The sequence below is a fragment of the Pseudomonas sp. JAI120 genome (genome assembly GCF_014207255.1).
Taxonomy (GTDB): Bacteria; Pseudomonadota; Gammaproteobacteria; order Pseudomonadales; family Pseudomonadaceae; genus Aquipseudomonas.
In genome coordinates this window covers 1,035,008-1,060,221 of sequence record NZ_JACHCZ010000002.1, presented here as the reverse complement: position 1 = coordinate 1,060,221, position 25,214 = coordinate 1,035,008, and the positions used below count along the sequence as shown (strand labels likewise).

General features: G+C 53.1%; 32 protein-coding genes and 2 pseudogenes. 2 read left to right on the top strand and 32 right to left on the bottom strand.

Annotated elements, in window-relative coordinates:
• Positions 1 to 9 precede the first annotated feature (9 nt).
• The 11 genes and pseudogenes from HDC32_RS16800 to HDC32_RS16750 all read right to left on the bottom strand — a co-directional run bounded on the left by HDC32_RS16800 (position 10) and on the right by HDC32_RS16750 (position 7,494).
• A complete protein-coding gene (locus tag HDC32_RS16800) occupies positions 10 to 348 on the bottom strand; it encodes a TIGR03745 family integrating conjugative element membrane protein (RefSeq protein ID WP_027606825.1) in 339 nt (112 codons plus the stop codon).
• A gap of 18 nt (positions 349 to 366) precedes the next feature.
• A complete protein-coding gene (locus HDC32_RS16795; RefSeq protein ID WP_027606824.1) occupies positions 367 to 606 on the bottom strand; it encodes a TIGR03758 family integrating conjugative element protein in 240 nt (79 codons plus the stop codon).
• Positions 603 to 911 carry an RAQPRD family integrative conjugative element protein gene (locus tag HDC32_RS16790; protein WP_221461986.1) on the bottom strand — a complete coding sequence of 103 codons (309 nt, stop codon included), beginning with the start codon at positions 909 to 911 and terminating at the stop codon, positions 603 to 605. Before HDC32_RS16790 ends, HDC32_RS16795 begins: the two co-directional genes overlap by 4 nt.
• Before the next feature lie 158 nt (positions 912 to 1,069).
• Positions 1,070 to 1,381, bottom strand: coding sequence for a hypothetical protein (locus HDC32_RS16785; protein ID WP_184744821.1), 312 nt, complete (start codon positions 1,379 to 1,381; stop codon positions 1,070 to 1,072).
• Positions 1,382 to 1,432: 51 nt separating this feature from the next.
• A pseudogene (locus tag HDC32_RS16780) lies at positions 1,433 to 1,699 on the bottom strand (ATP-binding domain-containing protein); the annotation flags it as partial.
• A 45-nt stretch (positions 1,700 to 1,744) separates the two neighbouring features.
• Complete coding sequence (locus HDC32_RS16775; protein WP_184744819.1) at positions 1,745 to 2,500, bottom strand: TIGR03747 family integrating conjugative element membrane protein; 756 nt, start codon at positions 2,498 to 2,500, stop codon at positions 1,745 to 1,747.
• 18 nt (positions 2,501 to 2,518) lie between these two features.
• Complete coding sequence (gene traD / locus HDC32_RS16770) at positions 2,519 to 4,735, bottom strand: type IV conjugative transfer system coupling protein TraD (protein ID WP_184744817.1); 2,217 nt, start codon at positions 4,733 to 4,735, stop codon at positions 2,519 to 2,521.
• Between the two features lie 217 nt (positions 4,736 to 4,952).
• Positions 4,953 to 5,456 carry an integrating conjugative element protein gene (locus HDC32_RS16765; protein ID WP_043293672.1) on the bottom strand — a complete coding sequence of 168 codons (504 nt, stop codon included), beginning with the start codon at positions 5,454 to 5,456 and terminating at the stop codon, positions 4,953 to 4,955.
• Positions 5,453 to 6,010: a lytic transglycosylase gene (locus HDC32_RS16760; protein WP_027606816.1), complete on the bottom strand. Its 558-nt coding sequence runs from the start codon at positions 6,008 to 6,010 to the stop codon at positions 5,453 to 5,455. Before HDC32_RS16760 ends, HDC32_RS16765 begins: the two co-directional genes overlap by 4 nt.
• Positions 5,995 to 6,774, bottom strand: coding sequence for a TIGR03759 family integrating conjugative element protein (locus HDC32_RS16755; RefSeq protein WP_260403618.1), 780 nt, complete (start codon positions 6,772 to 6,774; stop codon positions 5,995 to 5,997). Before HDC32_RS16755 ends, HDC32_RS16760 begins: the two co-directional genes overlap by 16 nt.
• Before the next feature lie 9 nt (positions 6,775 to 6,783).
• Complete coding sequence (locus HDC32_RS16750; RefSeq protein ID WP_184744815.1) at positions 6,784 to 7,494, bottom strand: methyl-accepting chemotaxis protein; 711 nt, start codon at positions 7,492 to 7,494, stop codon at positions 6,784 to 6,786.
• 177 nt (positions 7,495 to 7,671) lie between these two features.
• On the opposite strand from HDC32_RS16750, the gene HDC32_RS16745 reads away from it, so the two are divergent.
• Positions 7,672 to 8,034, top strand: a complete 363-nt coding sequence (locus tag HDC32_RS16745; protein WP_184744813.1) for a hypothetical protein — start codon at positions 7,672 to 7,674, stop codon at positions 8,032 to 8,034.
• Between the two features lie 265 nt (positions 8,035 to 8,299).
• On the opposite strand, the gene HDC32_RS16740 is transcribed toward HDC32_RS16745, so the two are convergent.
• The 21 genes and pseudogenes from HDC32_RS16740 to HDC32_RS16640 all read right to left on the bottom strand — a co-directional run bounded on the left by HDC32_RS16740 (position 8,300) and on the right by HDC32_RS16640 (position 23,331).
• The gene (locus tag HDC32_RS16740) at positions 8,300 to 8,626 is read right to left on the bottom strand and encodes a DUF6388 family protein (RefSeq protein WP_184744812.1); all 327 of its coding nucleotides are present in this window, start codon (positions 8,624 to 8,626) and stop codon (positions 8,300 to 8,302) included.
• Positions 8,627 to 8,757: 131 nt separating this feature from the next.
• The gene (locus HDC32_RS16735; protein ID WP_184744810.1) at positions 8,758 to 9,000 is read right to left on the bottom strand and encodes a hypothetical protein; all 243 of its coding nucleotides are present in this window, start codon (positions 8,998 to 9,000) and stop codon (positions 8,758 to 8,760) included.
• A 149-nt stretch (positions 9,001 to 9,149) separates the two neighbouring features.
• Positions 9,150 to 9,551 carry a hypothetical protein gene (locus HDC32_RS16730; RefSeq protein ID WP_184744808.1) on the bottom strand — a complete coding sequence of 134 codons (402 nt, stop codon included), beginning with the start codon at positions 9,549 to 9,551 and terminating at the stop codon, positions 9,150 to 9,152.
• A gap of 96 nt (positions 9,552 to 9,647) precedes the next feature.
• Positions 9,648 to 9,977: a hypothetical protein gene (locus tag HDC32_RS16725; protein ID WP_184744806.1), complete on the bottom strand. Its 330-nt coding sequence runs from the start codon at positions 9,975 to 9,977 to the stop codon at positions 9,648 to 9,650.
• Between the two features lie 91 nt (positions 9,978 to 10,068).
• Positions 10,069 to 10,395 (bottom strand): hypothetical protein, encoded by a 327-nt coding sequence (locus HDC32_RS16720; RefSeq protein ID WP_184744804.1) that lies wholly within the window; start codon positions 10,393 to 10,395, stop codon positions 10,069 to 10,071.
• 648 nt (positions 10,396 to 11,043) lie between these two features.
• Positions 11,044 to 11,487, bottom strand: coding sequence for a hypothetical protein (locus HDC32_RS16715; RefSeq protein WP_184744802.1), 444 nt, complete (start codon positions 11,485 to 11,487; stop codon positions 11,044 to 11,046).
• A 113-nt stretch (positions 11,488 to 11,600) separates the two neighbouring features.
• Positions 11,601 to 12,215, bottom strand: a complete 615-nt coding sequence (locus HDC32_RS16710; RefSeq protein ID WP_184744800.1) for a hypothetical protein — start codon at positions 12,213 to 12,215, stop codon at positions 11,601 to 11,603.
• A 101-nt stretch (positions 12,216 to 12,316) separates the two neighbouring features.
• Complete coding sequence (locus tag HDC32_RS16705) at positions 12,317 to 12,589, bottom strand: hypothetical protein (RefSeq protein WP_184744798.1); 273 nt, start codon at positions 12,587 to 12,589, stop codon at positions 12,317 to 12,319.
• 79 nt (positions 12,590 to 12,668) lie between these two features.
• The gene (locus HDC32_RS16700; protein WP_184744796.1) at positions 12,669 to 13,178 is read right to left on the bottom strand and encodes a hypothetical protein; all 510 of its coding nucleotides are present in this window, start codon (positions 13,176 to 13,178) and stop codon (positions 12,669 to 12,671) included.
• Between the two features lie 23 nt (positions 13,179 to 13,201).
• Positions 13,202 to 13,756 carry an NYN domain-containing protein gene (locus tag HDC32_RS16695; RefSeq protein WP_184744794.1) on the bottom strand — a complete coding sequence of 185 codons (555 nt, stop codon included), beginning with the start codon at positions 13,754 to 13,756 and terminating at the stop codon, positions 13,202 to 13,204.
• A gap of 465 nt (positions 13,757 to 14,221) precedes the next feature.
• Entirely contained in the window at positions 14,222 to 14,767 is a 546-nt protein-coding gene (locus HDC32_RS16690) for a hypothetical protein (protein WP_184744793.1), read from the bottom strand.
• Between the two features lie 328 nt (positions 14,768 to 15,095).
• Entirely contained in the window at positions 15,096 to 16,106 is a 1,011-nt protein-coding gene (locus HDC32_RS16685) for a hypothetical protein (RefSeq protein ID WP_184744791.1), read from the bottom strand.
• 11 nt (positions 16,107 to 16,117) lie between these two features.
• Complete coding sequence (locus tag HDC32_RS16680) at positions 16,118 to 16,423, bottom strand: hypothetical protein (protein WP_184744789.1); 306 nt, start codon at positions 16,421 to 16,423, stop codon at positions 16,118 to 16,120.
• Between the two features lie 108 nt (positions 16,424 to 16,531).
• Entirely contained in the window at positions 16,532 to 16,795 is a 264-nt protein-coding gene (locus tag HDC32_RS16675; protein WP_184744787.1) for a hypothetical protein, read from the bottom strand.
• Positions 16,796 to 16,946: 151 nt separating this feature from the next.
• Positions 16,947 to 17,186 (bottom strand): hypothetical protein, encoded by a 240-nt coding sequence (locus HDC32_RS16670; protein WP_184744785.1) that lies wholly within the window; start codon positions 17,184 to 17,186, stop codon positions 16,947 to 16,949.
• A 115-nt stretch (positions 17,187 to 17,301) separates the two neighbouring features.
• Positions 17,302 to 17,682, bottom strand: coding sequence for a glyoxalase superfamily protein (locus HDC32_RS16665; protein WP_184744783.1), 381 nt, complete (start codon positions 17,680 to 17,682; stop codon positions 17,302 to 17,304).
• A gap of 187 nt (positions 17,683 to 17,869) precedes the next feature.
• A complete protein-coding gene (locus tag HDC32_RS16660) occupies positions 17,870 to 18,067 on the bottom strand; it encodes a hypothetical protein (RefSeq protein WP_184744781.1) in 198 nt (65 codons plus the stop codon).
• A gap of 52 nt (positions 18,068 to 18,119) precedes the next feature.
• The gene (locus HDC32_RS16655; protein WP_184744779.1) at positions 18,120 to 18,755 is read right to left on the bottom strand and encodes an SOS response-associated peptidase; all 636 of its coding nucleotides are present in this window, start codon (positions 18,753 to 18,755) and stop codon (positions 18,120 to 18,122) included.
• Between the two features lie 28 nt (positions 18,756 to 18,783).
• Positions 18,784 to 19,752: pseudogene (locus HDC32_RS16650) on the bottom strand (DUF4113 domain-containing protein); the annotation flags it as partial.
• 559 nt (positions 19,753 to 20,311) lie between these two features.
• The gene (locus HDC32_RS16645) at positions 20,312 to 21,217 is read right to left on the bottom strand and encodes a RelA/SpoT domain-containing protein (RefSeq protein WP_177126613.1); all 906 of its coding nucleotides are present in this window, start codon (positions 21,215 to 21,217) and stop codon (positions 20,312 to 20,314) included.
• On the bottom strand, positions 21,217 to 23,331 hold the full coding sequence (locus tag HDC32_RS16640; protein WP_184744777.1) for an NACHT domain-containing NTPase: 2,115 nt from the start codon (positions 23,329 to 23,331) through the stop codon (positions 21,217 to 21,219). The genes HDC32_RS16645 and HDC32_RS16640 overlap by 1 nt, the downstream gene beginning before the upstream one ends.
• A gap of 423 nt (positions 23,332 to 23,754) precedes the next feature.
• Between HDC32_RS16640 and HDC32_RS16635 the strand changes: the two genes are divergently transcribed.
• Positions 23,755 to 25,128 (top strand): transposase, encoded by a 1,374-nt coding sequence (locus tag HDC32_RS16635; protein WP_184744775.1) that lies wholly within the window; start codon positions 23,755 to 23,757, stop codon positions 25,126 to 25,128.
• Positions 25,129 to 25,214: the final 86 nt, after the last annotated feature.

Genomic DNA, 25,214 nt, shown 5'->3' with positions numbered 1-25,214 from the left:
TAAGGCTCGTTAAAGAATATTGGTAGCCTTGGTGACCAGGAAAATGGCGACACCCAGGATGGCGACACCCACAGCGGCTGTTGCACCGAGGTCCATCCATTTCTTTTTGCCGTGCTGGATTTCGTGGTAGGTGCCAAAGGCGTGCCAGGCGACCCCAATGAAAATGACGGCGCAGACAATGAGACCGAGCAGAGAAAATCCGTCGAAGGCGTAGTTCTGCATCGTCTGCATCAAGTTGGAGCCTTCACCGCGAGTGGGGGGTTGAGACTGGGGCAGTGCCGCCATGGCCAACTGTGGAAGCGTAAGAATGCCGATCAGCAAGCGGCGTGGCCGTAGGCGCGAGGTCATGATGAATCTCCGATAAAGTCAACTGAGAACAAACGTGGTCAAAATCATGCAAAGCAGCAAGATGCGAACAACCGAGGTGGAAGCGATCGTGCGGTCAAGGTTTCCGGTGGCCCATCCTCGGTAGCAGCTCCAGAGAGCCCACGCCCCCCACAAAAAGATGATGGCCACCGCAAAGCCCACGAAGAACAGGTTGCTTGACGAAGCAGGGAACCCTGCAGCCGCCTGGAAGGCAGACGCTTGAGCGCCGCTCATGCTCATGGCTTGCGTCCTTGCTTTGTGTATTGGCCCGACAACTCCACGGTGTCCCGAGGCTGGGCTCGGCTTGGAGTGAGGTAATCCTCCAGTCCGTGTCGGATACGAGCGATATCGCCAGCCAGACGCTGGTAGTCGAAGAAGAAGCGCTTGCCCGGTTCGTCGGCCACTTGAGCGCTCCGGCGTGCAGTGTCCTCAAGGGCATTCAACTGACGGATCATCACATCCAGATTGGCCTGTTCGGATGCGGAGGCAGCTGCTGCACTGGAGACATGCAGGCAGCATCCAAAAAGTCCGATGAGGGCTGGCAAAGCAAATCGGTGAGTGAGTGCAGTGCTGCGCGGGAACTGGATCACGGCTGGGCTCTGGTAATTCCTGGTGCCATCAGCTTGCCGTTTTCATCAAGGCGCGCGCCGCAAGAAAACCATATTCAGGTCTTGATTGATTTCTTCAGGCAGCCATCTTCCAGCTATACGCTTTGGATCTGGCGCTTAAAGAACAGGAGGTAACCAGTAGGCAATGCAATGCCATAGGCCCAGCTTTGAGCGTTGTGATTGCCGATCTTTATCTCACCTCTGAACACCGGCTGGACGTTGATCAGTTCCCAGCCTTCGCTGCCTAATAGAGCGAGGCGTTGCTGACGCTCCGGATCATTTAGAAAGCTCTGAATGTCGGGTTCAGCCGTGGGCTCTACCGACTTGAACATCAAGAGGTTTTTGGTCAGAACGATGTACTGAAGCGGGGAGAACTCGGTGTGATACTCAAACGCCTGACGAATCATGGCGACCTCCTCAAGATATTGCGATTCCAGCCGCGGGGCTCAATTAGTTCTTTAGCTCGAACTCTTTAAAGATGACCGCGCATCCACATACTGCTGCATGATGGACAACACCATTGAGTTCAGCGCCAAGATCTTCATTGCTCGCGTAACCGCCACGTAGAGCAAATTCAACTCGTCATCTCGACGTCCCTGATCAATATCGGGCGAGAGCGGGTCAGCGCTGAAATCGTCATACAGGCTGACGAAGTCCCATTCCAGCCCCTTGGCCTTATGCCCTGTGGTTAGTGTGATTGTGGCATCCAATTCGTTATCGACTGAATGGATGATTGGCTGCTGTTCTTGAGTCCACTGCATGGACAGCTCCTAGAGGTATTTTTTGAAGCTTGAGACAGTGATGTTGACGGACACGCCCAACAGCACAGCGCAAGGCAGCAGGATCAAAAGTGGACTGATACTGACGGGGATGGCCAGGTAGATCGTCCAAGGCACGATAGTCAGCGGAATGATCGTCCCTCGAGCTTTGTGATACAGGTAACTTGACTCGCGACCGGAGCCGAATTTTCGTAGGTCACGTCGCACCAGGCCATCGACGAGTCCTGTGAATGCTGCCAGTACGAACAATGGAATCGTCAACGTCAGAATGACCATTCGGACGCAGAACGTCAGCACGGTGTACATCGCAGCTAAGCCGTAGTCCTGGAAGTGGATCATCACCCGACCGAGCTCATAGCGCAGATTGAAAGTGCCAGCTTGCTGCTGCGATGTGGAGCGCGTGTACTGTGTCAGCTCGTTTATGTTCTCCTGCAGACCGCTTTTCACCATCAGCCAGTCGTAAACTGTCTGTGCCAGCCAGGTCGCCGTACGCCCGGGTTCTTTGATGACAACGCTATGCAGCAGATCCTGTGACAGCCAACTCAACTCGTGCTCGAACATGTGCTGAGCGTGTTTCCAGCCGGCATCTGGCCAAAACACGTACATGCACAGCCACTCAACGATAATGGCGCCTAGCAGGGAGCCAAACATCACCCCTAAAAAATGAAAAGGGGCCGAGAACAGCATGCCCAGAAAGGTTTTTTGGCCTTCTTGCTGCTGTTGGGCTTTTTCCGCGATATCGGCCATAGCCATGCTCCTCCAGGCTTATGCGACTTTCTCGTCTGCGGCCAATTTGCGGAAATCGTCTAATAGGTCATCTGGTAGCGATTCGCCCAATGATTGATACCCCGGCGCCTGCCACCAGCCATTATTTGCTCCTGCACCTTTCCGCATTTCCTCGGCCAGGGCCTGCAGGTCTTTGGGCATGACTTCATCAGGATCGTTTGCCGGCAGGGGCATACGAATCTTCCAAAGGTTGCCGCCTTCAATCAGGGCGAAGCATTGTCCCTTGGGCAGTGCAACCACGTGCGCCGGTTCGATCATCGGCACACTGACGCTTTGGATCTGGTCGTGGGTGTTGGAGGTGAAGGCGGCTTTGCCATTGATGGCATCGTTAGCACTGCTTGCCGGCGTGCTGGTGAACACCTGAACCTTAGGCAACTGGTTGGTCAACAGCTCTGCAGTTGCGGTTTCACGGACACGCAACATGAACAGATTGTTGAAGTTACCGATGACTTGGCCAGCTTTCGCGCGGTTACCAATCTTGGCCTCGATATCGCTCAAGGTCTGGGTGTAGGCCGTAACCTGCATGCCGGCGCCGCCGCCTTTGTTGATCATCGGAATGAATTCATCGCCCATTAATTCGTTGAATTCGTCCGCGTGTACGTTGATCGCTACCTTGCCAGCTTTGGCCCCGGGCAAGCCGTCATCAATGCCGAATTTGTAAATGTGGCCCGCAACCGACACCAGGTCGCTGAACATCGAGTTGCCAACGGCCGCAGCCACCTCTGTATCGGATAAAGCGTCCAGGCCCACGTAGACTACCGCCCGTTTGCGGATTATCTGCATCCAGTCAAAAATTGGGCGTGGATCCTCAAGATCCATGTAGTCGGGAGATAGCAGCTCCGCAATTCGTCCCGTGGTCAGTTTTTCAAGCAGTGGCAGCAGGCTGGCCACGATCTTGTCGAAATAGGTTTTGTCATAACGTACCGCTGATCGCAGGCCCTCCATTACGGGATCTGAGATACGTTGTTGAATGAGGTACATGTCCAGGGCCACCACGCGCAGCGGTCGATCCTTCATTGCGAAGCTGAGGTTCTTACGATCGATCTTGCCTTCAAGCTCCACGATCGCTTGCCAGGCCTTGGGATCATTTTCAGCAAAGTACTTCTGTGCATACTCGATGAACAGCGCATCAATGTTGGTCACATGCTTGAGGATCTGCTCGTAGTCCGGCCGACGTCCCAGGGCAACGAGGGCGCGCGCGATGATGTTGACGAAACGCCAGGCGAATTCGCGGAAGGCTGCTGAATTGCCTTCCCCCGATAGTTGGCCAGCAATTCGGGTTGCTACCTCCGAAATCCGACCAAATCGGCCCACGGCGTTATAGCGTGCGGAGTGATCCGGCCAGCCCAGATGGAATACGTAGAACTCATCCAGTCGGCCTGCGCGCTTGCATTCGATATACATGCGCTTTAGGAGGTCTGCATCGCCTTTAGGATCGAAGACAATTACCACTTCGCGGTCCAGGTTCATTTCTTCATTGCGCTGGCTTCGATGGACTGGTTGTACGCGGCGACCCATCTGAACGCGGCGCCGGGGTCTCCGTCGGGTCCGTCTGATGTCCTGGGTGATGAACAGCTCTGCCAGGCGGGTCTTGCCTACCCGCGTAGTCCCGAGTACCAGGGAGTGCCCAACCCGCTCACCCAAAGGCAAGCTGACGTCAGCTTCGTTCGGCTCTATGCCATGTAGTCGCGGTAGACCACCTACTGGTGGGAGTGGGCGCGCTGGGTTGAGAGCTACATTCCATGAGGTGACCTTGGTCAGCAGTTTGAGCGGGAAAGGCGCAAACTCCAGACGCTCTTCAATTCGCCGCGCTAAAGCGTAGGTCGAGGTTGGCTCGACATATTCGGCGTACTTGGGAAGGTAAGTGTCCATCAACCTCTGGGTATGTTTCTGTGTCCAGCGAAACCCCTTACCGATGAACAGCCGCTCATTGCTGACCGGAATGTCTGTGCTCGTCATGGTGTAGTGGGGCAGGCGCCGAATATTGCGCCGGTAACGTAACACCACCATTGCTTGCTTGAAGCGAATAACGCCGAGGCCAAAAAAGCCTGTGGCAGCAACTGCTCCAAATAGGGGGGTCAGAGCAACTGCCCAAGGCGCGAAAACACAAAGCAGCGCAGCGGCAGCGCAAACCCAGACGGTGTAAAGCTCGACGGCGGGGCGAAGCAATGACTCGATAGTAAAAGGACTAGCCATTGTTGAGTTCCTTGGAGTGTCTTAGCTCAGGCGCTGATATTTGATCGGCTAGCAGCAAGCGCATTGCTATGGCGTCACCCTGTTCTGTCGACGTCACACTGCCGCCATAAAGCCTGGCAACATAGGTCATTTGTTCCAACATCAATTGGCAAGCTCGAGGATCTTTTGGCTGCCTGATCACCAAGGTGATCGTCAGAGGTGATGGCATCCCTGTGTCCTACTGCTCAATGGCGGTCGCAGTAATGAGTAGTGGGTAGTGCTTGATGCCAAGGCGCTGCGCAAGGTCATTTGAGGGGGCCGGTACCACCTGCAGGTCGCCTGCCCAGCGTCGAACCTCGGCAAATCGTTCGGCACTGGCCACGTTTACTACCAGGCCTACTGCCTGCAAATGCCGCAGTTGCTCATGGCGCTGCGTCAGCCATGCCTTGGACATTTCATCGTCGCCAACCAGGAATAGAGGTTGTAGGCCAGGCGCATTGATCACCCGGCCTTGCGCTTGGCCGGGAGTCAGTTGGTCTGAGTGCACGGGAAATGATCCTTGCCCCCGCACTCCCATGTTTTCCAATGGGGCGGATTGCTCGGTGGGCTCCGGCGCTAAATCTTGATAGTACGGCAGGGCTGAAACCCCACCTCGGTCCTCAACCACAATTAGCGAGCTGGCATTCACCATAATTGGCGTTGCCAAGGACAGCAAAAGCACGAAACTGAAAAGTCTATTCATGGATTGTTCGCCATCAGGTTAATGCCGGTGACACGGCTGAGATGTTTGACAAATGCGCGACGATAACGGGCCGCGGGCTCGCCTCCGGCCGGGCGGTGGTAACGGCCAGCGGCTGTGATCCAATCTCCGCCCTTGGCCTTCTGTTCCGCTAGAATCTGCGCGGTTACCGTAAGGTTTTTGTACGGATCGAGTCCTTCACAGGGGTAGCGGTAGCGGTGGCCGTTGGCACCTATGTTGGTTTGCCCAAGACCGACGTCGACGCGGCTAGGACCTGCCGTCTGAAGGGCGATCATCAACGCCCTACACGCATCGTTGCGTGTCGCAAAGCGGTAACCAGCACCCGCAACGTTTAACGTCCAAGGCCAAGGCACCACTTGGCCGCGAAGTGGGGTCCCGCTCTCCTGCAGGGCTACGGCGTAGAGCACTTCGGACGGAACACCCGCAGGTAGCGCGATCAATTGATATGCCGGTGGAGGTATTTCGGCACCCATGGCTAATGATGTGCCGAACAAAATGGCAGCGGCCAGCGTTCCATGGACTATTGTCGTTGCCATTGTCCATTCACCTCGCGCACCACAGCGGGCAGCTCGCCACCGAGCCCAAGGCCAAGCCAACGTCCTTCGTCGTGATTTAGCGTTATTTGCCGGCTGCGTACGTTGTCCGGTTCCACACCCGCCAGAATGGCCCACCGGCGGATCTTCTCGTCATCACCCTGGCTGCCGACGAAATAAAGATCAAAGGCCTGCTTTTTGGCTTGCAAGTCCTTAAGGCGTGCGATGCACGCTGTGCAGTTATCTTGAACAAAGATCGCAAGCCGACCATTGCTTTTTAGTGCTGTCTGCGCAGTGAAGCCTATGGAGGAAGGGTTAGATGAGATCTGGATGACTTTTTCATTGGGGTATAGACGGGCAAACGCCTGGTCATAGGCCAGCTGGTAAGCCAACTCCTTGTCAACTCGCTGCCTCTCAGCCCGCACCTGCAGTTCCGCGTAATGTTTACGCTCTTCATTCGATTTGGCCTCGATGCCAAGCGCTGTCAACGGATCTAGGCCGGGCGAGTACACTCCACGGGGACCCTCCATCAAGGTTTGGTATCGACTCCACTCTTGAGTGGTTAGGCCCCACTCGCGGGCAATCTCCCCTTTGTTAGTGCTTTGGACTGAATTCTGGATGTCACTGTTTTGCATGCTTGTGACGGAAGTCGCTGGTGGGGGAGCCGCAAAACAGCTGCAGGTAAATAGAAGCGTCACTAAGCTTGCAATGCTTTGGAGGTTGAGAATTGGCGGGGCTGATTTGGGGGAATTGTGGATGGCAGACATAGGACGGTCCTATTGCGCGACAGTTACGATTTGTGGGGTTCCCGCGACGTCGAAGCGTGCGGATTTACCGTCTAGGGTGTTGAGGCGCCAGGCAGTGCCTGCCACAGCGTCACCCGGCCGGATCAGATAGATTTGGCTTAGGTGGGTACTGCCAGTAGGAGCCACCGAAAGAAAACGTTCACCGCCTCGATACTCGATCCCTATCACAGTGAATGGTGGGGGCTGAGGTGCGGTGACACTGGTGACGGGCTTTTTGATAAGTGGTGATTTGCGAGGTACTGGTTTCGTTTTGGGGAGCGCCACGGGCGGTTGTTTGACCTGGGATTTACTCAGCTCTTGAAGGCGGTTGTCGATGGTCTCCAGACTTGCCTTGAGCACTACCAATTCGCCTGAAGATGCAGAGTTGCGAGACAACTCCTGTGTCGCTTCTGTTGCTTGCTTTGCGTAGGCCTGAGCGGCGTCGATCCTATTGGACAGCGCCTGCTGGCCGGAGCGGAAGTCTTCGTTGGACACTAGGTGCTTGCCATCAACGGCGTCCAGGCGCTCATCTACTTTGCCCAGCCGAGTCAGCAGTGCATCCAGCGACTCTTTGTCGGCAGTCGCGGCTAAGCTATTGCTGAGCTGGAAAAGTTGATGATGCTCATAGCTCAATATGCCCGCCAGAATGACTAGGCAGACACTGAGAATTGCAGTGGTTCGAGTAGGGCGTGGTAGGTTCATGGGCATCCTCGCGCGAAAACGAGGCAACCCTCTCAAACGGGCTCATTTGGCGCAGCAGAAAATAGGTTTCCCAGTGAATATCTTTTTTTCAAAGCTTGCTCTCCAGACTCCAAAACGCTACTAAAAAATGTCGCGATAAAATACGTTGTCACCCCAATCAGCCCTGGAAGGCTCACCATGACGTTTTACATCTCTCCGTCTTACGATTCGTACTATTCCTGCCCAAATGGTCATAACAACAACAGTGGCGCGACCCATCTTGATAACCAGACGTGGACATGCACTGAATGTGGCCAATTGATCAATATCACCATGACCGACTATTCCGGCGTCATGCATATCGTCCAGCGTCATCCTGCAAACACCATCCGCATTGGAAACTACATCGTGTGGGATAGAGGCAATAAGCTTCTGAACATTGGTGAGGTCTACGGCTCCAATGCCCCCACTGGTAAAAAGCAGGCCACGCACTGGAATTTGGTTGTAGAAGGTTACGGCCTTGGAACGATTCCGGCTAACCAGTACATCAACCGGATCTGACACCCGCCCCCCGCGAGGATAGGCCTATGCTCCTATTTGACCCGCTACGCGACTTTTTCCAGCGCCGTCAGATCGTACGCCTCGATGCGTTAGCCGGCGGCGTACAGCTGTTGAACCTGCGCAGCGAATCCCCCAGGGGCAGCTTCGTGTTTCCCGGTACCGACTGCCAGGACAACATCGAGGTCGGTAGCCGCCCGGTTGGCTACGTCGATTACGGCATCAGTCCGCTGGGCCGGGCACGCGGGCGACACCGGGGCGAATTTTCCTACCCAACGATACGGTTTAGCTGCTTGTATTCATCCCAATCGATACCAAGCGCATCCGCGATTTTACGGTGCTGATCCAAGCGCCATTCATTAGCCTGCTCCGGCGACTCGGCGACTAGGCAAATCACGAACTCATCGACTTCGAGTCCGCGGCTTCGAGCAGCCTCTGCGAAAACCACAATGCGCTGCTGTTCGCGGTATTCATCAACCGTTATCCCGCAGGCCTCAATTACGGCTGGATTGACCGACTCGATCTGAGTTAGCGCGCGAGGGTTTTCAGCGAAAAACCTACTACGGGCAGCCTGATACCGGTTTTCAATACTCATCGATTTTTTTTCCTAGCCATACAGAACTAAAGTGACGACAGCGCCAATCGACAACGCGAGCGCAATTGGAAACGGAATGTAGAAGTACTTCACCTGCATCCAGTCTTTTAACGTGGCTATGACGTTTTCCCTCAACTCTGCGCCTGATCAGTGGGCACTGTTTTTCCCGCAGTTAGCGCAGCAAAATGCTCAATCAGCTCTGGTTCTGCACCGGCCCATTTCATGGCTTCAGACATATCGTTGAAAGCACGCTGACGGCTGTCAGTTCTGCTGAGGCGACGTTTCCGCTTCTCAACTTCCAACGTCCATGCTTCACCTGTTTCGCTGATCAGCTTGGCAGCGGTGATGCTGCCGTTTTTGGAAGCAATGAGCATTTGGCTACTCCAAAGGTATCGCTGATGCTGAAACCGCATCCTGGTACTGCCACCGGCCCAATCAAGGGCCGGTGGTGTGCAGCGAACCTTTCCGTTAACTGGTTAGGTCGCTGAGACGTCACTCAGCGACTTATCCAAGGCTGCTGGTGTTACTCGGTCACGGACTCGAAACTTGTCAGGTCCAGATGCCCTTTCTCCTTCTCGGCAGGCAGGATCTCTGCCAACTGCTTGATAGTGGAAATATGCACATCAACCATGGCTTTCATCAGGTCACGGGCTGCCTGCTCGAATCGTTCATCTTCTTGCAGTGGAAGAGGCAAGATGCCCGGCAGATACGTTTTGCCAAACCCACCATAGCCACCATCGGCACCGTGGAAGGTATGGGTCGTGCTGAGGGTTGCCGATTTAACTGTAATGGTCACGATGTCAAACGGTGACTTAGTGGTCTCGGCGCCCTTGTATAATTCTTCTCGAACAGCGACAGCTTCGACCTGAATCAGGGACGCGGCCCCTTGGCCACAGTCTGATTGAATACGGGTAATCTTTTTCACTATGAATCCCTTTTTGAATTTGACGGCCAGAACTGCCAGTCTCTACTGACATGGCCCGCACTAGGCGGGCTGATAGTCAGCGGTCGATTCCTCGAACTACCCGGTGTACGTCCATGAGGTGGTCTTGCCACGAAACGGAACCTCAAGATCAGTACCGACGATTTGGACCGGCTTTACTGGGTTGATCGGCGGATTCCCAATAACCTTGCCAGACACTTGGCCTAGCAGTTCAAGCGTCCCCTGATTCAACACGTTGCGGGAAACCTGGCCATGGACGATGGCGTGACCGCCAGCTTCGATAATTAACCCGCCTGATAACTGTCCACGGGCAATCAAAACCCCTCCAGCGCGCACGTAAGTGGTGCCAGTAACTTGACCAGAGGTCTCTTGGGTATCGGTAACAATCAAATCGCCTACGTGCTGCATCTTGAAACTCCTGCCTATGGATAAAGGACTTTTCTACGTCCTCGGCCCCGGCTGTTTGACGGCCAGGGCTTGGGTTACAGCGGACGCGTTCCTAGCTGTTCCAGACCTTCCAAACAGGCTGCGATGTCTCGCATGCACTAATCCAATCGCCGATCTCCTGAATCATTTCCTGGGCTCGTTGTTCGTCTATTTCGCCGCTATCCAATTGCTCCCATACGAAGCCCAGGAACGCACCTACGTCGTGAGGGAATTTCACGTGGTCTTGATGTAAGTTCGACTCAAGGAACGGCGCACCTTCTCGATCAGCATCACCATAGATCGCGACGTGGGAAATGTGCCATCCAGCTTCGATTTTCTGTACCGTGAGCGTCGTGTTCGCTGACCACCGACGCGTCCAATAAGTAAGCTTGAAATCCATAAGTGTTCCTTAGCTTAAGGGGGGAGGCGCCAACGCGGCGTTCCTCTACGGCCTCAGCCCCGCAGGTGCGGGGCTTGGGCTTTTCCTACCTTAGTGGGACTGATGCTTCTCCATATAGCGAAGCACCTCGAATCGATCAGCATGGACCAAGGCGCATGCTGAATAATCACCTTCCCAAACAGCCGTAGCCCAAGTTCCCTCTAGCCCTGCATGCCAGAATGCTCCCCATTTCCCATTTGGTAGCTCCAGCAAAAGCCATTCTGGAAATGGACACTTCCGTGCCAGGCTCAAAACATATTCGTCATGATGCGGTTCGCTCGGCATTCCCATACAGTGTTGCTCCTTTTTCCTATCTAAACCTGCACTTCGGTTTCAGCATCACCGAGCCCATAAAGCGCATCCTCGGGAGCGTGAAAATACGCTGGCTTGCCTTGGCGTCCTTGATTGGTGCCCGCCCCATTCGGGTGGAGGGTGATAGTTACAGCTTCTTCATGCCCCGCCTGGACCTTGGATAGCCACCCGGAAACCGACAGATCTTAATTTTCTTCATAAGGACTTTTACATTGTGGCTGTTACTGTTGAAAGCCAACTTAGGAAGAGGGCTTTCAACAGGACCGGCTAGCCAAGCCATCGATCGTTGTGCCAGATTTACTTGGCTGTACTGCTCGGTTGTGATGGGGATGAGGCTGCTTGCAACACTTGGGCATCGCAGGTGAGTTTGCTGGAGCGCATTTCATAATGACAAGAGCTTGCGTCCACAGTCACCACAACTGGCTGGCCACCAAAGCCGACGGCGTATGGCTTAATCACAACCTGATCCACCGGATTAAAGGTGCCAGGCAGACAGACCATGTAACCTACAAATGCCAGCGCGAGCCCTATGATGTTTTTGTTCTTTTCGCCAAATGGGGAGTTGATCAGTAGAAAGCCGAGTCCAGTGCAGAGCATCGCCATGCCAAGGGGAAAACTTCGGAAGACCATGAAACACGCCGCGAAAAAGACGAAGACAATGCACACGTTTAGGCTTGTCAATCGAACGAATTGCGACGCGGTTGTGAATTTTTTTGGCTCGTTGGTGTTGGCTTGATTCAAAGTACCCTCCTTGGGTGCTATGGCGAAAAATGGTTTGGGGGGCGATAGACTAGCTAGGAGCGGCCGTTTTTCCTATCCACTTCGGCATGCAAGTGGTTTCTGTTTAGAGCCGGCTAGCGGCTCACTTTGCCCGAATGCACGTCGAGGTAAAGTCGATTGGCTGTGGTCATGCCGCCGCAGTACATGAAATACATACCTTCACCTTTGACAGGCGATGCCATCCACCCACCGATTTCTTCGAAGTCACCGGCGGTGCAGGTGCCATTGTCTATAAGCTCACGGGTTGCTTTGGTGAACTGGGTGCGGTAGAGAGGGTAATCATCCGAGTTTTTGACCAGTACGTCTTCACCGGAAGCACCCTCCCCTGGGTCTGCAGGTCTGTCTTTTGTAAGCGACTTTGTAGGCACCCACTCTGCGAACATCCCGTTATTGATGCCGTTGCTGGCGACGCACGCGGAGTTACCGCTCTTCACGTATTCACTGAAGCCACCCGAGCAAGAAGCTGAGTAGGGCTTGGTTACGCGGACCCAAGCGCCTTTCGTCTCCAAAACCTCCACGCCTTCGCGGAACATTAGCTGGCCAGCAACCCCACATTTAACGGACGGACAGGTATGACGCGCCACTCGGTCGGCAGCTACCCAGAGACTCGGTTCTGCGACAGCAATGTTAACGGACGTCAATAAGGCCATGGCAGTGAGCAAGGCGGGCCTTTTGGTTGCGATTTCCATGTCGTCATTCCTTTGTTTTCGCGGACGCGAAAATGGGCGTCCTCCTACTAAGCCGCCCCGCTGCGAGGGTAGGACTTGGTCGTACCTAGGCCTTTTCCTATTTAGTGGGAAGCGTCTTCAACCAGTTCAAACGCGTTGCCCAAGATAGACGGGCGACGTGCAGTGCCAGCCAGCTTTCGGCCATCGGACAGGACCACTTCAGCACGAATAAGCCCATCACGGATGAGATTGGTTGGATGGTCGACCATAACGGACCAGGTACGATGTGGCTCGTTATAGAACAGGGTAGCGATGACGCCGGGATGCGCTATAGGCGTTTCACGGCCAGGGGCGCTGTAGATCAGGGTCAAGTCGATGGGGCCGATGTAGTCCATGGTGCCTTTCATTCCTTCAAAAAGTGAGGCGCGAAAGCCGCGCTTTGTTAGCAATGGGCCGGTTGTGCAGCGATTTTTCCTATGCGTCAGCAATTTCGGCCCGCATGATGGTTATCATCGGTAAGAGCTGCTTTCGAATTTCATCAATCAACTCCGTTATCAGCTCACATTCACCCTTCGTAAAACGCCAAAATGGTGCGCCGCGTATATCGGTGAGCGCATTAGAATCTATGCGCCAAGGCTGGACTTTATGGTGCTTGCTGTCCGAATGCGCATACACCTCATGACGAAGGTCCATCAGCCGCTTATGAAGAGCTTTCGAGCCCTGATTATCAGGAAAAACATTTTCAGGTAGATTTGGCCATCCGTAGCTTTTGGTGAATGCTCTCGCATAGCTAACAACGAGTGCCGTAACAAATGCGGATTGCTGCATGTAGATAGAGCCCCGACGTTCCCAAGGTGCTGAGTGCCAGCCTTTTTTCAGTAGATGTTGGGCATATTGGCGCGCAAGCCCAAGATCCTCGGCAGCGACGTAGAGGCGTTCATACAGTCTCTGCTTCTGCTCACTAACGATGTTTAGAATGTCCATTTCATCAGGCTTATCCTATCGATCTAGATAGCGTTCCGACCACCCGCGAGGAAAGTAATATGCTCGTATGAAGGCTCCAAAGATCGATACACACCGTGTTCCTCGGCGTATTGACGAAGGTGCCGATTGCAGCCCAAATCCCAACTTGCCACCTCAACATTCCAACCCATTTTCACGGCTCTTTTCAGCGCCGGAATGAAGCCTTCGCCATCCAAATGACCATTGCCGTCGCCCGTCAAAAGCAGGATTGTTCCAGGTGCGTTTGCGTCAATCAGACGTTTCAGCATGGAGTATTGTATAGCTTGATCGACCGCTACCTCGCCGCCTCCGATAGCCCCTCGCTCTTGTACCTCGACCTTTACTCCAAGGTTGTCAAAATAGCTCCATAACACGTCATTGTTCGGTGGTAGCGATCCTCCAACAAATGCAAATTCCATTTGCCGACCGTCGACAACAGTCATCAGCAATTTCTTAAAATGAACTCGAAACTCACGCTCGTGGCCGGGCTCTTTCAGGCTGCAATAGTTTTTCCCCACAAGCCAGATGTTGGAGTTATCCCAAAAAACGTTCAACGACATGTGCTCATTCCCTCGATCATCGAACGCGAACGCCGCGCTCTGGTACTGCCAAAGCCCGCGACTGGGCGGGCTTGCGGGTGCAGTGATTTCCTCGAACTATTCAGTTGCCGCATCAGGCATGGCGTCAATGCGCGCATAGAGCTGGTTGATTTGCTCCTGCATCGCTCGATTATCTTCCTCGTTTGCGTCAATCTCGTCAGATAGCTAATTGATCTTGAACAGCATCTGTTCTTTGGTCATGTCGCTCGCGCCCTCGTGAATACTCATGTCGTTTTCCTTGGAGTCAGTGCAGTGCGACGACCGAACCAACGAAGCGCTCTCTCAGAACCTCACTGTCCGACTCGACTACTGCTGTAACGTTGGAATCAACTTCATCCTCGCCCTGGTCGTGCGTCGGGATCGAGGCGCTTCAAGCGCCGGATCAGTTCCTTGACTTTCATGGGCCGTTTTCCTTCGGCTAGCGATCTATGTCTTGCCTCGCTGCTCGCGCCACTTGCGTTCTTCTTCCTTGAGGTCGATGCCGTGGACGCTTTGAAAGAACTCAAGCTGGCTATAAAGCTTGAGCTGGACTCGCGCCGAATCATGACGACATGGCATGCTCAGATCTAGTTTCTCACCGCCAAATGCTTCTACTGCGGAGGACAACAGTCCACCGAGCAGTACCCACGCTTCAAAAGCAACATCGAGCAGATCCCTGTTAGGAAACTGCGGAACCATCCAAGTGCGCCAGAGCGCCGGTACGGAATCGCAATCCGGGCCAAGTCCACGCAATATCTCGTTTTCTCGACACATCGCCTTGTAGCGCTCGTACGCCTCATCAGATCGTTCCCATGGATGCACGCGGAACGGGAGCACCATCTTTATTTTAGTGCCCTCCATAGTCCCGATCCTCCCGTGGCTGCTGAGATTCAAGGCTCCGTGATGAACCACAAAGTCACGTCGCTTACCAAGCGTCCTGAATAGGTCGTTCATGGAGACCGTCTCTAGCAATATCTCGATCTTGCCTTTCACGTCAGAATGCCTCTGTAAATCGTTCCGCAAAGCCTGCGGAACTTCCTTTACGGCACGTAGGAACGAATTGCATGAGTAGCGGAAGGGTTCTGGCTCATGGTAATTCGTCTCCATCTGGTGCAAATACCAGTGGCACTCTTCCCATCGGTCAAGAGAGAGCTGCAGTTTGCTATGAGCACAAGACTTCATCGTTCCTCCGCTGAAACCTGCTGATTCTTTCGACTCCGGGTCCTTCACGTTTTTCCTATGCCGATCTGCGTTTGCCGATGCCCTTGCGAGCCTCACAGTCGCACCAAAGGTATTTGGGTATTTCGCAGAGTCACAACGACTACTGCGTTCGTGATCTCGCCTGAGCTCTTCGATGACGTTTACGCTCAGCTTTTTCCAAACGAGCTATGTCGCTCATAGTCATTGGGACAACCGAGGCGTGGCGCTGCATATCAGCCGTAGTGTGGGAGTGCTTTTCAACAAATGGGCTCACCATTATCCATTCGTTAATGATCGCTATGTGGCCATAGCTTTTAAAGTACTCGTGCCACTGCATGAAGAAATCATTTTTAGTACCTGGGGCCTTGGCCAGATACGCAGTCTCGCAAGCTATTGCGACGTTGCGTAACGCATCCCCGCGATTAGCCGTAGCTGGTAGTTTTACATCTAGATCCAATACGTCGCCTGGCATGGCCTGCATGGTGGTCAGCTTGAGCAGTATCTGAAAGAAACGCTCAGAGAATGAAGGATGGACTCCTGCCCCGTCATTCGTGTTCGGAAACGTTCTTATGATCCAGAACAGCACGTAAGTGACATAGCAACGAATATCGATGTCCTGGATGCCTGGGAGCCATTGCTGAACAGCGCGGTATACTGCTGCCGCAGCGCATAGGTCAGCGTCATGTTCGAAAGCACGTAGCACATGGTCATGTGATCCAAGTTCGATTTGGACCTGATGATGTGCGCGAAACAAATGAGCGTATTCGTGCGCCAAGACCCATGTGAGGCCTATTTGAGGAAACAAATCTGGCAAGCCATCCAGATAGTCCTCATTTCCTGCTTTGACCTTCGATGATGGTATGGCCGTATCAAAGCAGTGATTAATCATGCCTTGGCTGACCACAATAAGGCCAAGCGGATTGGCCTCAGCCTTGATTTGATCTGTTGTGAGCACAAAAAATTCTGGGACCGGTACGTCCACACAAAACCTTACGCGCATTAGTTCCAATGCTGACCGCGCTCGCTCAAATACAGAGGCTATAGCTGCACGCCGCAAAGGATCTGTGACGCTTTCGAGATACTCACTTACAGGTATCGTCCGGGCATCGCTAATCTCCATGAAGTTTTCCATCAGGATTTCCTTTAATCGGACGCTAATCCCATGTGCATGACATACCACGCACCGATGTCCATACAACCTTCCCCAACGTAACGGCCGCCAAGACGACGAAGAAAACCCTGCTTAGCTTCCTCCGTGGACAGCCTCAACCAAGGGCTATCGTCGCCATACGAGACCAAGAGCTGTCCATTTGGTGCACGCTCGGCTTTGTATTGAGCGAACTCTGTTTCACCGTCAACGGCTTCATGGAGGGCGTACACGTCCTCTACGTCCGTCTGCACAGCGCCATCGAGCCATTCGTCAAAATCGGTCAGTGTGTGCCTAGCCATTGTTGATTTCCTCAAGTTCTCGGGGGCAAAAACCTCACCCCTGGACGGACATTTCAATATCAATTCTGACTAGCGGAAAATTAGAAGATCGATTCATTACTCAGAAACCTAACCTTCATCGTCGCCTCCCGAAGGATCATCGTCACTGTAGGCCGGCCGATCCTCATATTCGCCTTCTGAACGATCATCGTTCTGCCCAGCCTCAGACTGGTCATTATTTTCACCTACTGAACGATCATCGTTCTGACCGGCTTCAGACCGATCATCATTTTCTGTGGCACTTGCTATGGCTACATGAGTAAAAGCCGAAAGCGATATTATCGCTACAACCGCAAGCAGAGCCAAACGCTGGAAAGCTATCTTCATTTTCACTTGTTCACTCCCTTCATTGCTGCCGCAATGTTGTGAGTTGATAACTGATATACGCCCATTGGGTATAGCCTACTTCTGGGAGCTGAACGGTCAGGGAAAATCGCAGGCAAAAAACCCCCGTGAAGAACGGGGGTTAGTTTGGGGTAGACCATCAATTGAGTGTCGGGGGTACGCCATCGCTGAGATGCGTGCTGAATTCGGATGCGCTGGCATTTTGATAATGCCGGTCGATCATCGCATCCGAACTCTCTTTGGTGACGACTGTAGAGGCCAGCAGAGCTTGTTTCGGGTCAACGCCTGCCTCCATCATTTTTGCTGCAAGTTCGTCCTTAGCATCCAGCGCTGCGTGAACGTACTGCTTGATACCGTCTTTCATTGTCACTTTGCCCATGGCTATTTCCCCAGGATATGCCCGTCCGCGAATGGCGGTTGGTAGCCGTCCAATACTAGTTCTATCAGGAACTGCCTACCAGCAACGGCGGGCATCCAGGAAAATCTGAAGCGAATTACAGCGAGAGCGGGCTATCAACCTCTGCCCTTACGCCTAGCGCTTCAATCTCTCTGGAGACTTCGTACGCATCGCGATGCTGGAAACCACTGGCAGCCGCATCGAGGCGCAAACGGACAAAGCCAGGATCAGAGCGCATGCAATCGTTCACCTCCTCACGCACATCATCAATGCACATGTCAGCATTGATACAGATGGTCGTTGGCTTAGCCGGAGCGAGGGTTGCCTGAAGCTTCGCTGAAGCCGTATTCCAATCCTTATATTCATGGGCCGCCGCTATGGCTTCGAGCGCTTGGGAATGGCTGAGAGGGATATTTTGTGATGCGAGGTGGTTGCGCAGGCGCTTGGCTTGCGACTTGAGGTTTTCAATCGTAGTCATGATGGGTTCTCAGAATACCGGCTCGCAATGCGCGTCGTCCCTCCATTGCGACCAGCCGGTGAGAATCACCATTAGGATGTGAACCTTGCTTTCACCATGCCAATCGGAGGAGGGGGCAGGCAGCAAGTCGCCTGCCCAAAGGGTATTGCAAGCGCCGCTGATTATGAAGCCAAAAGATCACGGAAAATTAGTCTTTGGCCTGCAGTTCTTTTTCAATGTTGGCCAGGTCTTGTGCAAACGCCTGATCGAGCAGGCTCGGTTTCTTTTTCCAAGGTCTTGTTTCCGGTTCCGGCTCTGCTGCGTAAAGCGTCACAGCATCAGGATTCGCTTGCAGGTGCCGCTCGAACTGCTCCTGCAGCTCTTGTCGCAGTTCTTCTTTGGTCATTCAAACACTCTCGTTTTTATCAGATCGGGTCATTTGTTGCGTCTGGCCAAGTTCACATAGCAACTGCCATGCGGTCCGCCGGGTACGGGCGCATGAACTCCATGCTATCCCCGGCCGGAGCTTTCAACCAATCGCCGTACAGCCCCTTGGGCAAGATCACCACCATGCGTTTTTCATCCTGGGGCTTATGGTAGTCGCGCATGAAGGGATGGTCGTCCGCGTTGATGGTCAACATCGTGTAACTGTGCAGGATCTTCCCGGTACCGGGATCGCGCCATTGCTCCCAAAGGCCTGCGATTCCCAACAGCTCATCGTCCGCACGGGTGATACGAGTAGCAATTGATTTACCCGATCGCCAGTCAGGCTCGTAGATGGCCGCAGCTGGGATGATGCAGTGCTGGGCCTTTCGCCAAGCTGCACGGAACGACGGCTTTTGACTGGCCGTCTCCGATCTGCAGTTATAGGTACTCCGAGCGATTTTTGTGTCCTTGCTCCAGGTCGGAATCAGTCCAAACGAGCCTGACAGCGCTTCTACCGGCGCCGGCGATTCAGCGTCGACGTGTTCCACGCGGCGGATGAAAGGCCCGATATAGCCTGGATACAGTTCCAACTTACCCTGCTTGAAAGGTTCAACATCGAATGTCTCGGCCACTCGATGCGGTGCCGGTGCTTCGTAATGACTGCACATACCGAAACTCCTTCAGGATCCTGACGCCTCAATTGGCGTTTACCGTCCATAACTGGTCAAGCCTAGTGGTGTAGCTCGGACTCATCAACTCCCGACGCATCGCCCAGGTCGGCGCCGCCGGCACAGCGGCAGCGCGCAGCGTGCCGCGTCCCCACCGGTTGTTGATCTCGTCGAGGACACTCATCACCTTGTCCGCAGCTGCTGGCTGCGTGTGGGCAAATAGGTCATCAGTAAACTCACCTGGTTGACGCAGATCCATAAGCAACACCTCAGCCTTGCTGTATCGGAACCCAGAGCGGAACAGGCGTTCCACTGCCTGCGTGGCGGCCTTGGTGATCAAACGCACGTCGTTGGTGGGGTAGGGCAGCTCCACCAACACACCGTTAGCGTAACGGGCTTCGTCAGGGTTAAACATGCCGGTGCGGATGCTGACGCGGATCTTCTTGCACAGCGAATGCTGGGCTCTTAGCTTTTCCGACGCACGCTGCGCGTATGTGGCCACCGCCTCTTTGATCGGCTCGATCTTCTCCAGACGCACGCCGAACATTCTGCTGCAGCAGATCTCCTGCTTGGCCGGCACCGCTTCTTCCAGGGCCAGGCACGACGTGCCGGCCAACTCGCGCACTGTTTTCTCCAGGACAACGCTGAATTTGCGGCCGAGCAAGAAGGGATCAGCCTTGGCCAGGTCCATGGCCGTGTGTATGCCCAGGGCCTGCATGTGCGCCGTCATGCGTCGACCTATGCCCCATACCTCTTCGACAGCCGTGTTGCGTAGCACCCAATCGCGCTTAAAAGGATCGCACAGATCCACGACTCCACCCGTCTGTGCCTGAAGGCGTTTTGCGGTGTGGTTTGCCAGTTTGGCCAGGGTTTTGGTGTGGGCAATGCCCACACCAACCGGGATACCGGTGTGTTTTAAGACTTTGGCACGGATCTTTCGCCCAAACTCGGTTAGGTTGCCGGGCATACCGGTGAGGTCACAGAAAATTTCGTCAATCTAAAGGAAAGATTGTGAACTATGGACATAGCCACAGAGCAGTCATGGTCTGCTGTTGACTCTGATCTCTGATGTCCATACTTCACCTCCATTTTTCCGCGAAAAATCTATGGGGTGCCCATACGTCATTGCATTGATCCAACCCTCTATTAGCTAGCTGCATCGCGTTTGACCTTTTTTCAGCTGACGTCCCTAAGCACTTGCGCATATGCGTAATTGCATGGACTTGACCAGTCGTTTGCATTGACTTGACCAGCACACTGGTTAGCCTTGACCGGCAGAAATCGGCCAATAGCTGCCGTTTAATGCAGCTCCACCGGTGCAAGTTTGCTGAGGAACCTGAAATAACAGGCCAGCCTTCTCCGCTGCAAGCAGTTGCTTGCTTGGAGTGAGGTATATCCGAATCTGCTCACCAGATCTCATGTTGCCTGAATGCGGCAAAAACAGTCGTATCCCGACCTGGCGTTTCTCAGCGTGGTAATCCGCGAAGCGGTTGGTGCACTCTCAGGATCGCGAGCCACACTTGGACATAGCCTCGCGTCCATTTTGCGGATCAAGCTTAAGCTCTAGCTCTACCAAACTGCTCTAAGCCGGAATTTTCAAGAATGCGCAAAATACGTTGTGGTGTTATATCGAGGATTTCAGTGTTACCTGCGTATAGGTAATTGCCGATATAAATTATATTGTCAGCATTGATTGGAAGCTCGACCTTGTTCTTAATTATTCGGCTCAAGAAAACCTCCCGATTGATCCGAAAGATCTTTTTGCCTGTTTCAGGATAGAGCTTTAACTTATCTACCACCTCTTTGCTAAGGTCACTTTCAGACCTCAATCGAAACTTGGTTCTAACCATTTGACTCCATTCGCCAGCTTTATAATGGCGATAGGCTAGAGTCTCAAATAGCTTCATCATTCCCCAGTCGGAGGTCTCAAGAGTTGCGAAGATACCATTAAGTGCGCGGCCTAAATCTGAATACCCAGACCAGTCGTCTTGACACTTGTACCTCAAATCATGCTCGACCTCGTGCCATCCTTCAGAAAGTACCGTTCGAATTTGAACTTCAAACGTATCGTCCAGTACGTCATAAGAATCCAAGAGCGTACTGTTCTCAGAAATCTCAGGGGGAAGCTTAAATATCAGATTGCAACGGTTCGCAGTAAAGACCGAACCATTGGGCGTATCGATGGTGGAGGAGTGTTCGTCGTAGTTAAACGAGTTTTTTAAAACATCCATAGCTACGGCCTGATCGTCAGGGAAATACAGCGCTACTCTCACGCCGAAAGCGTCTTGGATCTTCTTGCCGGTAGGGGTGTATTTTCCAGCTGATTTATTGATTTTCTTCTCTATGGACTCAACACTTTTTGCTCTCGAAAATACTCGGCAAAGCAACCCGATCCTATCAAGCTCGGACTGGATTAAGTGCTGGAGATTGTTGGCAATCAATTTGTCAGGAGAAACGGACATTAGCTGCGCCCCAGCATTGTTTTTATTTCCGAAATATGTTCAAGATTTAGTTCTAGAACGCTGTTTTTTCCACCATCACGTATAAAACGCTGCCGGCGTAATGAAGCAATCGCCTCAAGGATTTCGTCTTGGCCGATGTGTGCAGAGTTGGCGCAAACGATTCTAATGGGCCGATGTTTGTGGAAAGTGGGTCTCCCTTTGGGCCAGAATTTTTCGAGAACTAAGATCTCAGCGTCCGGGAATTTCCTTACTATCGTTGTGTCGTCTACCGCCCTTTGCTGGAGCGCTAGCAGGAGATTTGGGTTATCTGAGTCGCAGCCGAGCGCGTGGATAACACCGCCGTCTTCATCATGTTCAAAGCCGCAATTGAAAAAGCGGCAGTTGATGAAGGACACTTTATCCATGTTCTTGCCGACTAAGGTCACGTCTGAGAAAGAGCAACCAATGAAAATGAAGTTGTTGATCGAATTGGATTTGCCAATATCAACACTCCTGATTTCAATGTTTTCTACTGAACCGTCACAAAGATCAATATCCAACCTGTCAGTAAGCATGATCGTGTAAAGCACCTTGTCCGTTACCGGAAGGAACTCCAGAGAGAACTCCAGCGCGTGCCAAAGGTTTTGTTTCGTGTCATCAGCTCTAGCAATCGTCGCAATCACCGAAGGCTCAATAAACCGCTCGAATCCAGCCCACTCATTAGAAGTGTCATCAATGATTATCTCGGCGCAGAAGTTCCCAAGCACGAACTCATTCACGAAGCCAATACCCTGACCGTTCTCATTACTCCGATCTAGCATTGCGTGTCCCGACAATTTGGTCACGAGTTCCCCGAGCGTGGGTCGCTCATCTGGCTGGTACTGCTTACGACTCTGATCAAGCAACTCATCGTGATTTTTCAGAATAACGTCTGAAATGTATTCTTTCGACTCGGAGGTATAGTTCCTCTCCATCATATCGTTAGCAATAGTCTTAAGAATGGCATACTGATCTTGAGGCAGTACGCGTAGGTCTTGGCGGCGACGCTCCCGCTCAAGCATCGAAGAGAAGTATTTATCCACTATCGAGTTAGGGTTCGCGATTGCCGCATCAAACTCGGCGTTAGAGATGCAACGGAGATAGGAAAGCAGTACGGGATTGCTCAACCTATCGATTGGGAAGTTGACGAGTTTCAATGCATCTAGTCGTGCCGGCGGAACCCAGTCCTCAATGGTGGGCTCGCTAATACGGATACGATAAATCTCGAAGTCTTCGTCATGCTTTTCCACCCATGAGTGGAAGTTATCACCATCGAAAATCGCAGTGCGTCGGGTTGTTAGAATGACCTTCGCCGACTTGGTAAGCAGCTCGCTGATGGTGTCGAGCATGGGTTCGGTATGTTCATACCCATCGTTGTCTTCAGCAGTTTTACTCTGCGGTAAAAGCTCGTCAAAACCGTCGAGAATAACTGGAACGTTGCCGTTCTGAATTTCAGAACGAACCAGACTCGAGCGCAATAGGGGAAAGCTCCGATCAATTTCGTCCAAGAAGACGTAACGGAAAATTTTAGCCTGACGGTTCCTGGCCAGTTCAGAGAACAGCGGAACCATGTCGTCGGAGTTTTCGATTATTTCATTCAGCAGCTCGTGCGCGGTGCACGTCTTACCGAAGCCAGCGGCGGCTTCAATCAAAAAAAGCGCGGGCTTAGTCGATTTTAGCCTTGAATAAATTTCGTTTACGACGCTGCGAGTACCCACCACATCATTGATTGTGTAGTGTGAACTAATATATTCGTACTGACCGTTATCCGAGTGTGTTTTAGCGATCGCATCGGTATAGCGACTGTATTCTCTTTTCAGCTTCTTACGCGTGCTTTCAGCGGAGAAGAAGCCTCTAAAGAGAGTTTGCTCGATGGATTGAGTAGTCGTGTAAGAACGAACTTTGCAGGCATAGCCCGTCTTTTTGAATTCGTTGAAGACCTTTTCTTCGTCGCCATTTGGTCCTGTTTTGATAATGTCGGCGTTATGGAAGTGGCCTGATCTATAGGTAAATACATGGATGCCAGGCTCGTAGCTATCAGCTTCTTCAAAACCGTACTGCCGATACAACCTTCTGAGTTCGCTTACATCAATCATATCTATCCTTGGCATAGGTCATGACGTAAGCATCTTTATTCAAAATTGCTCACGCGCACGGGCGCTGATCCTGAGAAAAAGCGAGACGGTCTTCTTTCGTGGCTTAATGATATCAAGCTTGTACGCGTTCTGGGATACAATTTAGTAGCAGGGTATTCGGGTCACCGAGCGAGTGGGTGGGGAGTCTGAAGAAGCTCAGCGCGGTGATATTGAGCTTTATGAGGAGTTCGTTTTGGGAGCTTTCAGCAATTGGGATGAACGCTGCTTTCGGTACTAACACGCTACGGCGTGGTGGCTGAATGTCTGCACAGCCGATTGCAGTCTTTCGCGAATGACCGCTTCGGGTCGATTCTGTTGAAAAAGTAGCTCCCCTGTCTGGCCTGCGGCAAAATCTCTGCATTGGCCAGCAAGGAAGCACACAGCATGATGGGACAGTTATCGAGTGGGCAGGATCGACTGTTTTACTCTTTCAACCTTGAAGATCACATCCCAGCCAATCACCTTCTGCGAAGCATTGATCAGTGTCTCGATCTGAACGACCTGCGCCATTACCTCGCCGATTTTTATAGCCCGATCGGGCGTCCGTCGATTGATCCTGAACTGATGATCCGCATGCTGATCGTGGGCTATTGCTACGGCATTCGCTCCGAACGGCGGTTGTGCGAAGAGGCCCATTTGAACCTGGCGTATCGCTGGTTCTGCCGGTTGAGCCTTGAGGATGAAGTCCCCAATCACTCGACCTTTTCCAAAAATCGACACGGCCGTTTTCGGGACAGCGATCTGTTTCGCTGGTTGTTCAACGAGGTGCTGCGTCGTTGCATGGATGCTGGCCTGGTCAAAGGCGAAGGATTTGCTGTGGACGCCAGCATCATCAAAGCGGATGCGAGTCGGCAGCGCGGCGTACCGGGTGATGAACAGGTCAACTGGAGCGATCCGGCCCTGAGCACCCGCGCCGTGCGTGAGTACCTTGAAGCCCTCGATGAAGAGGCTTTGGCCGAAACGCTACCGAAGCGTTTATCACTGACTGATCCTCAGGCTCGCTGGACCGCTGCTCCAGGCGGCCCCGCGTTCTACGCTTACTCGACGAATTATCTGATCGATACCGAACACGGCGTCATCGTGGATGTGGAGCCTACACCGGCTCATCGAACGGCCGAGGTTGAGAGCACCAAGACAATGATCGAACGGGTCGAAGCGCAGTTCGACATCAAGCCGGAGCGCCTCATTGGCGATACTGCTTACGGTACAGCGCCGATGCTGGCTTGGATGGTGGAGGAAAAAGACATCGAGCCGCATGTACCGGTGTGGGACAAAACAGAGCGCAAGAACGACAGTTTCTCGAGCACCGATTTCCACTGGAATGAAGAGGCTGATGAATACCGCTGCCCGGCTGGCAACGCCTTGCGCAGCGAGTGGCGAGCCTTCAAGAACGAGCGTTCGCACGTCACCAAAGCCAACACCATCATCTTCCGATCCAGACAGACCGACTGCGTAGCGTGTCCGATGAAAGCCAAGTGCTGCCCGAACACTGCGTTTCGCAAGATCGCCCGCAGCGTCCATGAAGCCGCTCGGGATGTGGCTCGGCGCATTGCAGCAACACCGGCGTATCAGCGCTCTCGCCACGAACGTAAAAAGGTCGAAATGTTGTTTGCCCACCTCAAGCGAATCCTGAAATTGGATCGCTTGCGACTACGTGGCATGAGCGGCGCGACCGATGAGTTCACGCTGGCCGCTGCGGTGCAGAACCTGCGCCGGCTGGCCAAATTTACCTCTCAAGGTCCACCGGTCACGGGATAGGTGCGCCTGCACTAAGCAAAAACCTCAAACTAACCCACTAACTGAGCGGCAGCGGTCAACGAAGGGCCGAAAAACCACTCAATGTG

Excerpts from the sequence above, each read along its gene's own strand:
- HDC32_RS16800 (WP_027606825.1), bottom strand. The coding sequence starts at position 348 with ATGACCTCGCGCCTACGGCCACGCCGCTTGCTGATCGGCATTCTTACG.
- HDC32_RS16795 (WP_027606824.1), bottom strand. The coding sequence starts at position 606 with ATGAGCATGAGCGGCGCTCAAGCGTCTGCCTTCCAGGCGGCTGCAGGG.
- HDC32_RS16785 (WP_184744821.1), bottom strand. The coding sequence starts at position 1,381 with ATGATTCGTCAGGCGTTTGAGTATCACACCGAGTTCTCCCCGCTTCAG.
- HDC32_RS16775 (WP_184744819.1), bottom strand. The coding sequence starts at position 2,500 with ATGGCCGATATCGCGGAAAAAGCCCAACAGCAGCAAGAAGGCCAAAAA.
- traD (WP_184744817.1), bottom strand. The coding sequence starts at position 4,735 with ATGGCTAGTCCTTTTACTATCGAGTCATTGCTTCGCCCCGCCGTCGAG.
- HDC32_RS16765 (WP_043293672.1), bottom strand. The coding sequence starts at position 5,456 with ATGAATAGACTTTTCAGTTTCGTGCTTTTGCTGTCCTTGGCAACGCCA.
- HDC32_RS16760 (WP_027606816.1), bottom strand. The coding sequence starts at position 6,010 with ATGGCAACGACAATAGTCCATGGAACGCTGGCCGCTGCCATTTTGTTC.
- HDC32_RS16755 (WP_260403618.1), bottom strand. The coding sequence starts at position 6,774 with ATGTCTGCCATCCACAATTCCCCCAAATCAGCCCCGCCAATTCTCAAC.
- HDC32_RS16750 (WP_184744815.1), bottom strand. The coding sequence starts at position 7,494 with ATGAACCTACCACGCCCTACTCGAACCACTGCAATTCTCAGTGTCTGC.
- HDC32_RS16745 (WP_184744813.1), top strand. The coding sequence starts at position 7,672 with ATGACGTTTTACATCTCTCCGTCTTACGATTCGTACTATTCCTGCCCA.
- HDC32_RS16740 (WP_184744812.1), bottom strand. The coding sequence starts at position 8,626 with ATGAGTATTGAAAACCGGTATCAGGCTGCCCGTAGTAGGTTTTTCGCT.
- HDC32_RS16735 (WP_184744810.1), bottom strand. The coding sequence starts at position 9,000 with ATGCTCATTGCTTCCAAAAACGGCAGCATCACCGCTGCCAAGCTGATC.
- HDC32_RS16725 (WP_184744806.1), bottom strand. The coding sequence starts at position 9,977 with ATGCAGCACGTAGGCGATTTGATTGTTACCGATACCCAAGAGACCTCT.
- HDC32_RS16720 (WP_184744804.1), bottom strand. The coding sequence starts at position 10,395 with ATGGATTTCAAGCTTACTTATTGGACGCGTCGGTGGTCAGCGAACACG.
- HDC32_RS16710 (WP_184744800.1), bottom strand. The coding sequence starts at position 12,215 with ATGGAAATCGCAACCAAAAGGCCCGCCTTGCTCACTGCCATGGCCTTA.
- HDC32_RS16705 (WP_184744798.1), bottom strand. The coding sequence starts at position 12,589 with ATGGACTACATCGGCCCCATCGACTTGACCCTGATCTACAGCGCCCCT.
- HDC32_RS16700 (WP_184744796.1), bottom strand. The coding sequence starts at position 13,178 with ATGGACATTCTAAACATCGTTAGTGAGCAGAAGCAGAGACTGTATGAA.
- HDC32_RS16695 (WP_184744794.1), bottom strand. The coding sequence starts at position 13,756 with ATGTCGTTGAACGTTTTTTGGGATAACTCCAACATCTGGCTTGTGGGG.
- HDC32_RS16685 (WP_184744791.1), bottom strand. The coding sequence starts at position 16,106 with ATGGAAAACTTCATGGAGATTAGCGATGCCCGGACGATACCTGTAAGT.
- HDC32_RS16680 (WP_184744789.1), bottom strand. The coding sequence starts at position 16,423 with ATGGCTAGGCACACACTGACCGATTTTGACGAATGGCTCGATGGCGCT.
- HDC32_RS16670 (WP_184744785.1), bottom strand. The coding sequence starts at position 17,186 with ATGGGCAAAGTGACAATGAAAGACGGTATCAAGCAGTACGTTCACGCA.
- HDC32_RS16665 (WP_184744783.1), bottom strand. The coding sequence starts at position 17,682 with ATGACTACGATTGAAAACCTCAAGTCGCAAGCCAAGCGCCTGCGCAAC.
- HDC32_RS16660 (WP_184744781.1), bottom strand. The coding sequence starts at position 18,067 with ATGACCAAAGAAGAACTGCGACAAGAGCTGCAGGAGCAGTTCGAGCGG.
- HDC32_RS16655 (WP_184744779.1), bottom strand. The coding sequence starts at position 18,755 with ATGTGCAGTCATTACGAAGCACCGGCACCGCATCGAGTGGCCGAGACA.
- HDC32_RS16645 (WP_177126613.1), bottom strand. The coding sequence starts at position 21,217 with ATGTCCGTTTCTCCTGACAAATTGATTGCCAACAATCTCCAGCACTTA.
- HDC32_RS16640 (WP_184744777.1), bottom strand. The coding sequence starts at position 23,331 with ATGATTGATGTAAGCGAACTCAGAAGGTTGTATCGGCAGTACGGTTTT.
- HDC32_RS16635 (WP_184744775.1), top strand. The coding sequence starts at position 23,755 with ATGATGGGACAGTTATCGAGTGGGCAGGATCGACTGTTTTACTCTTTC.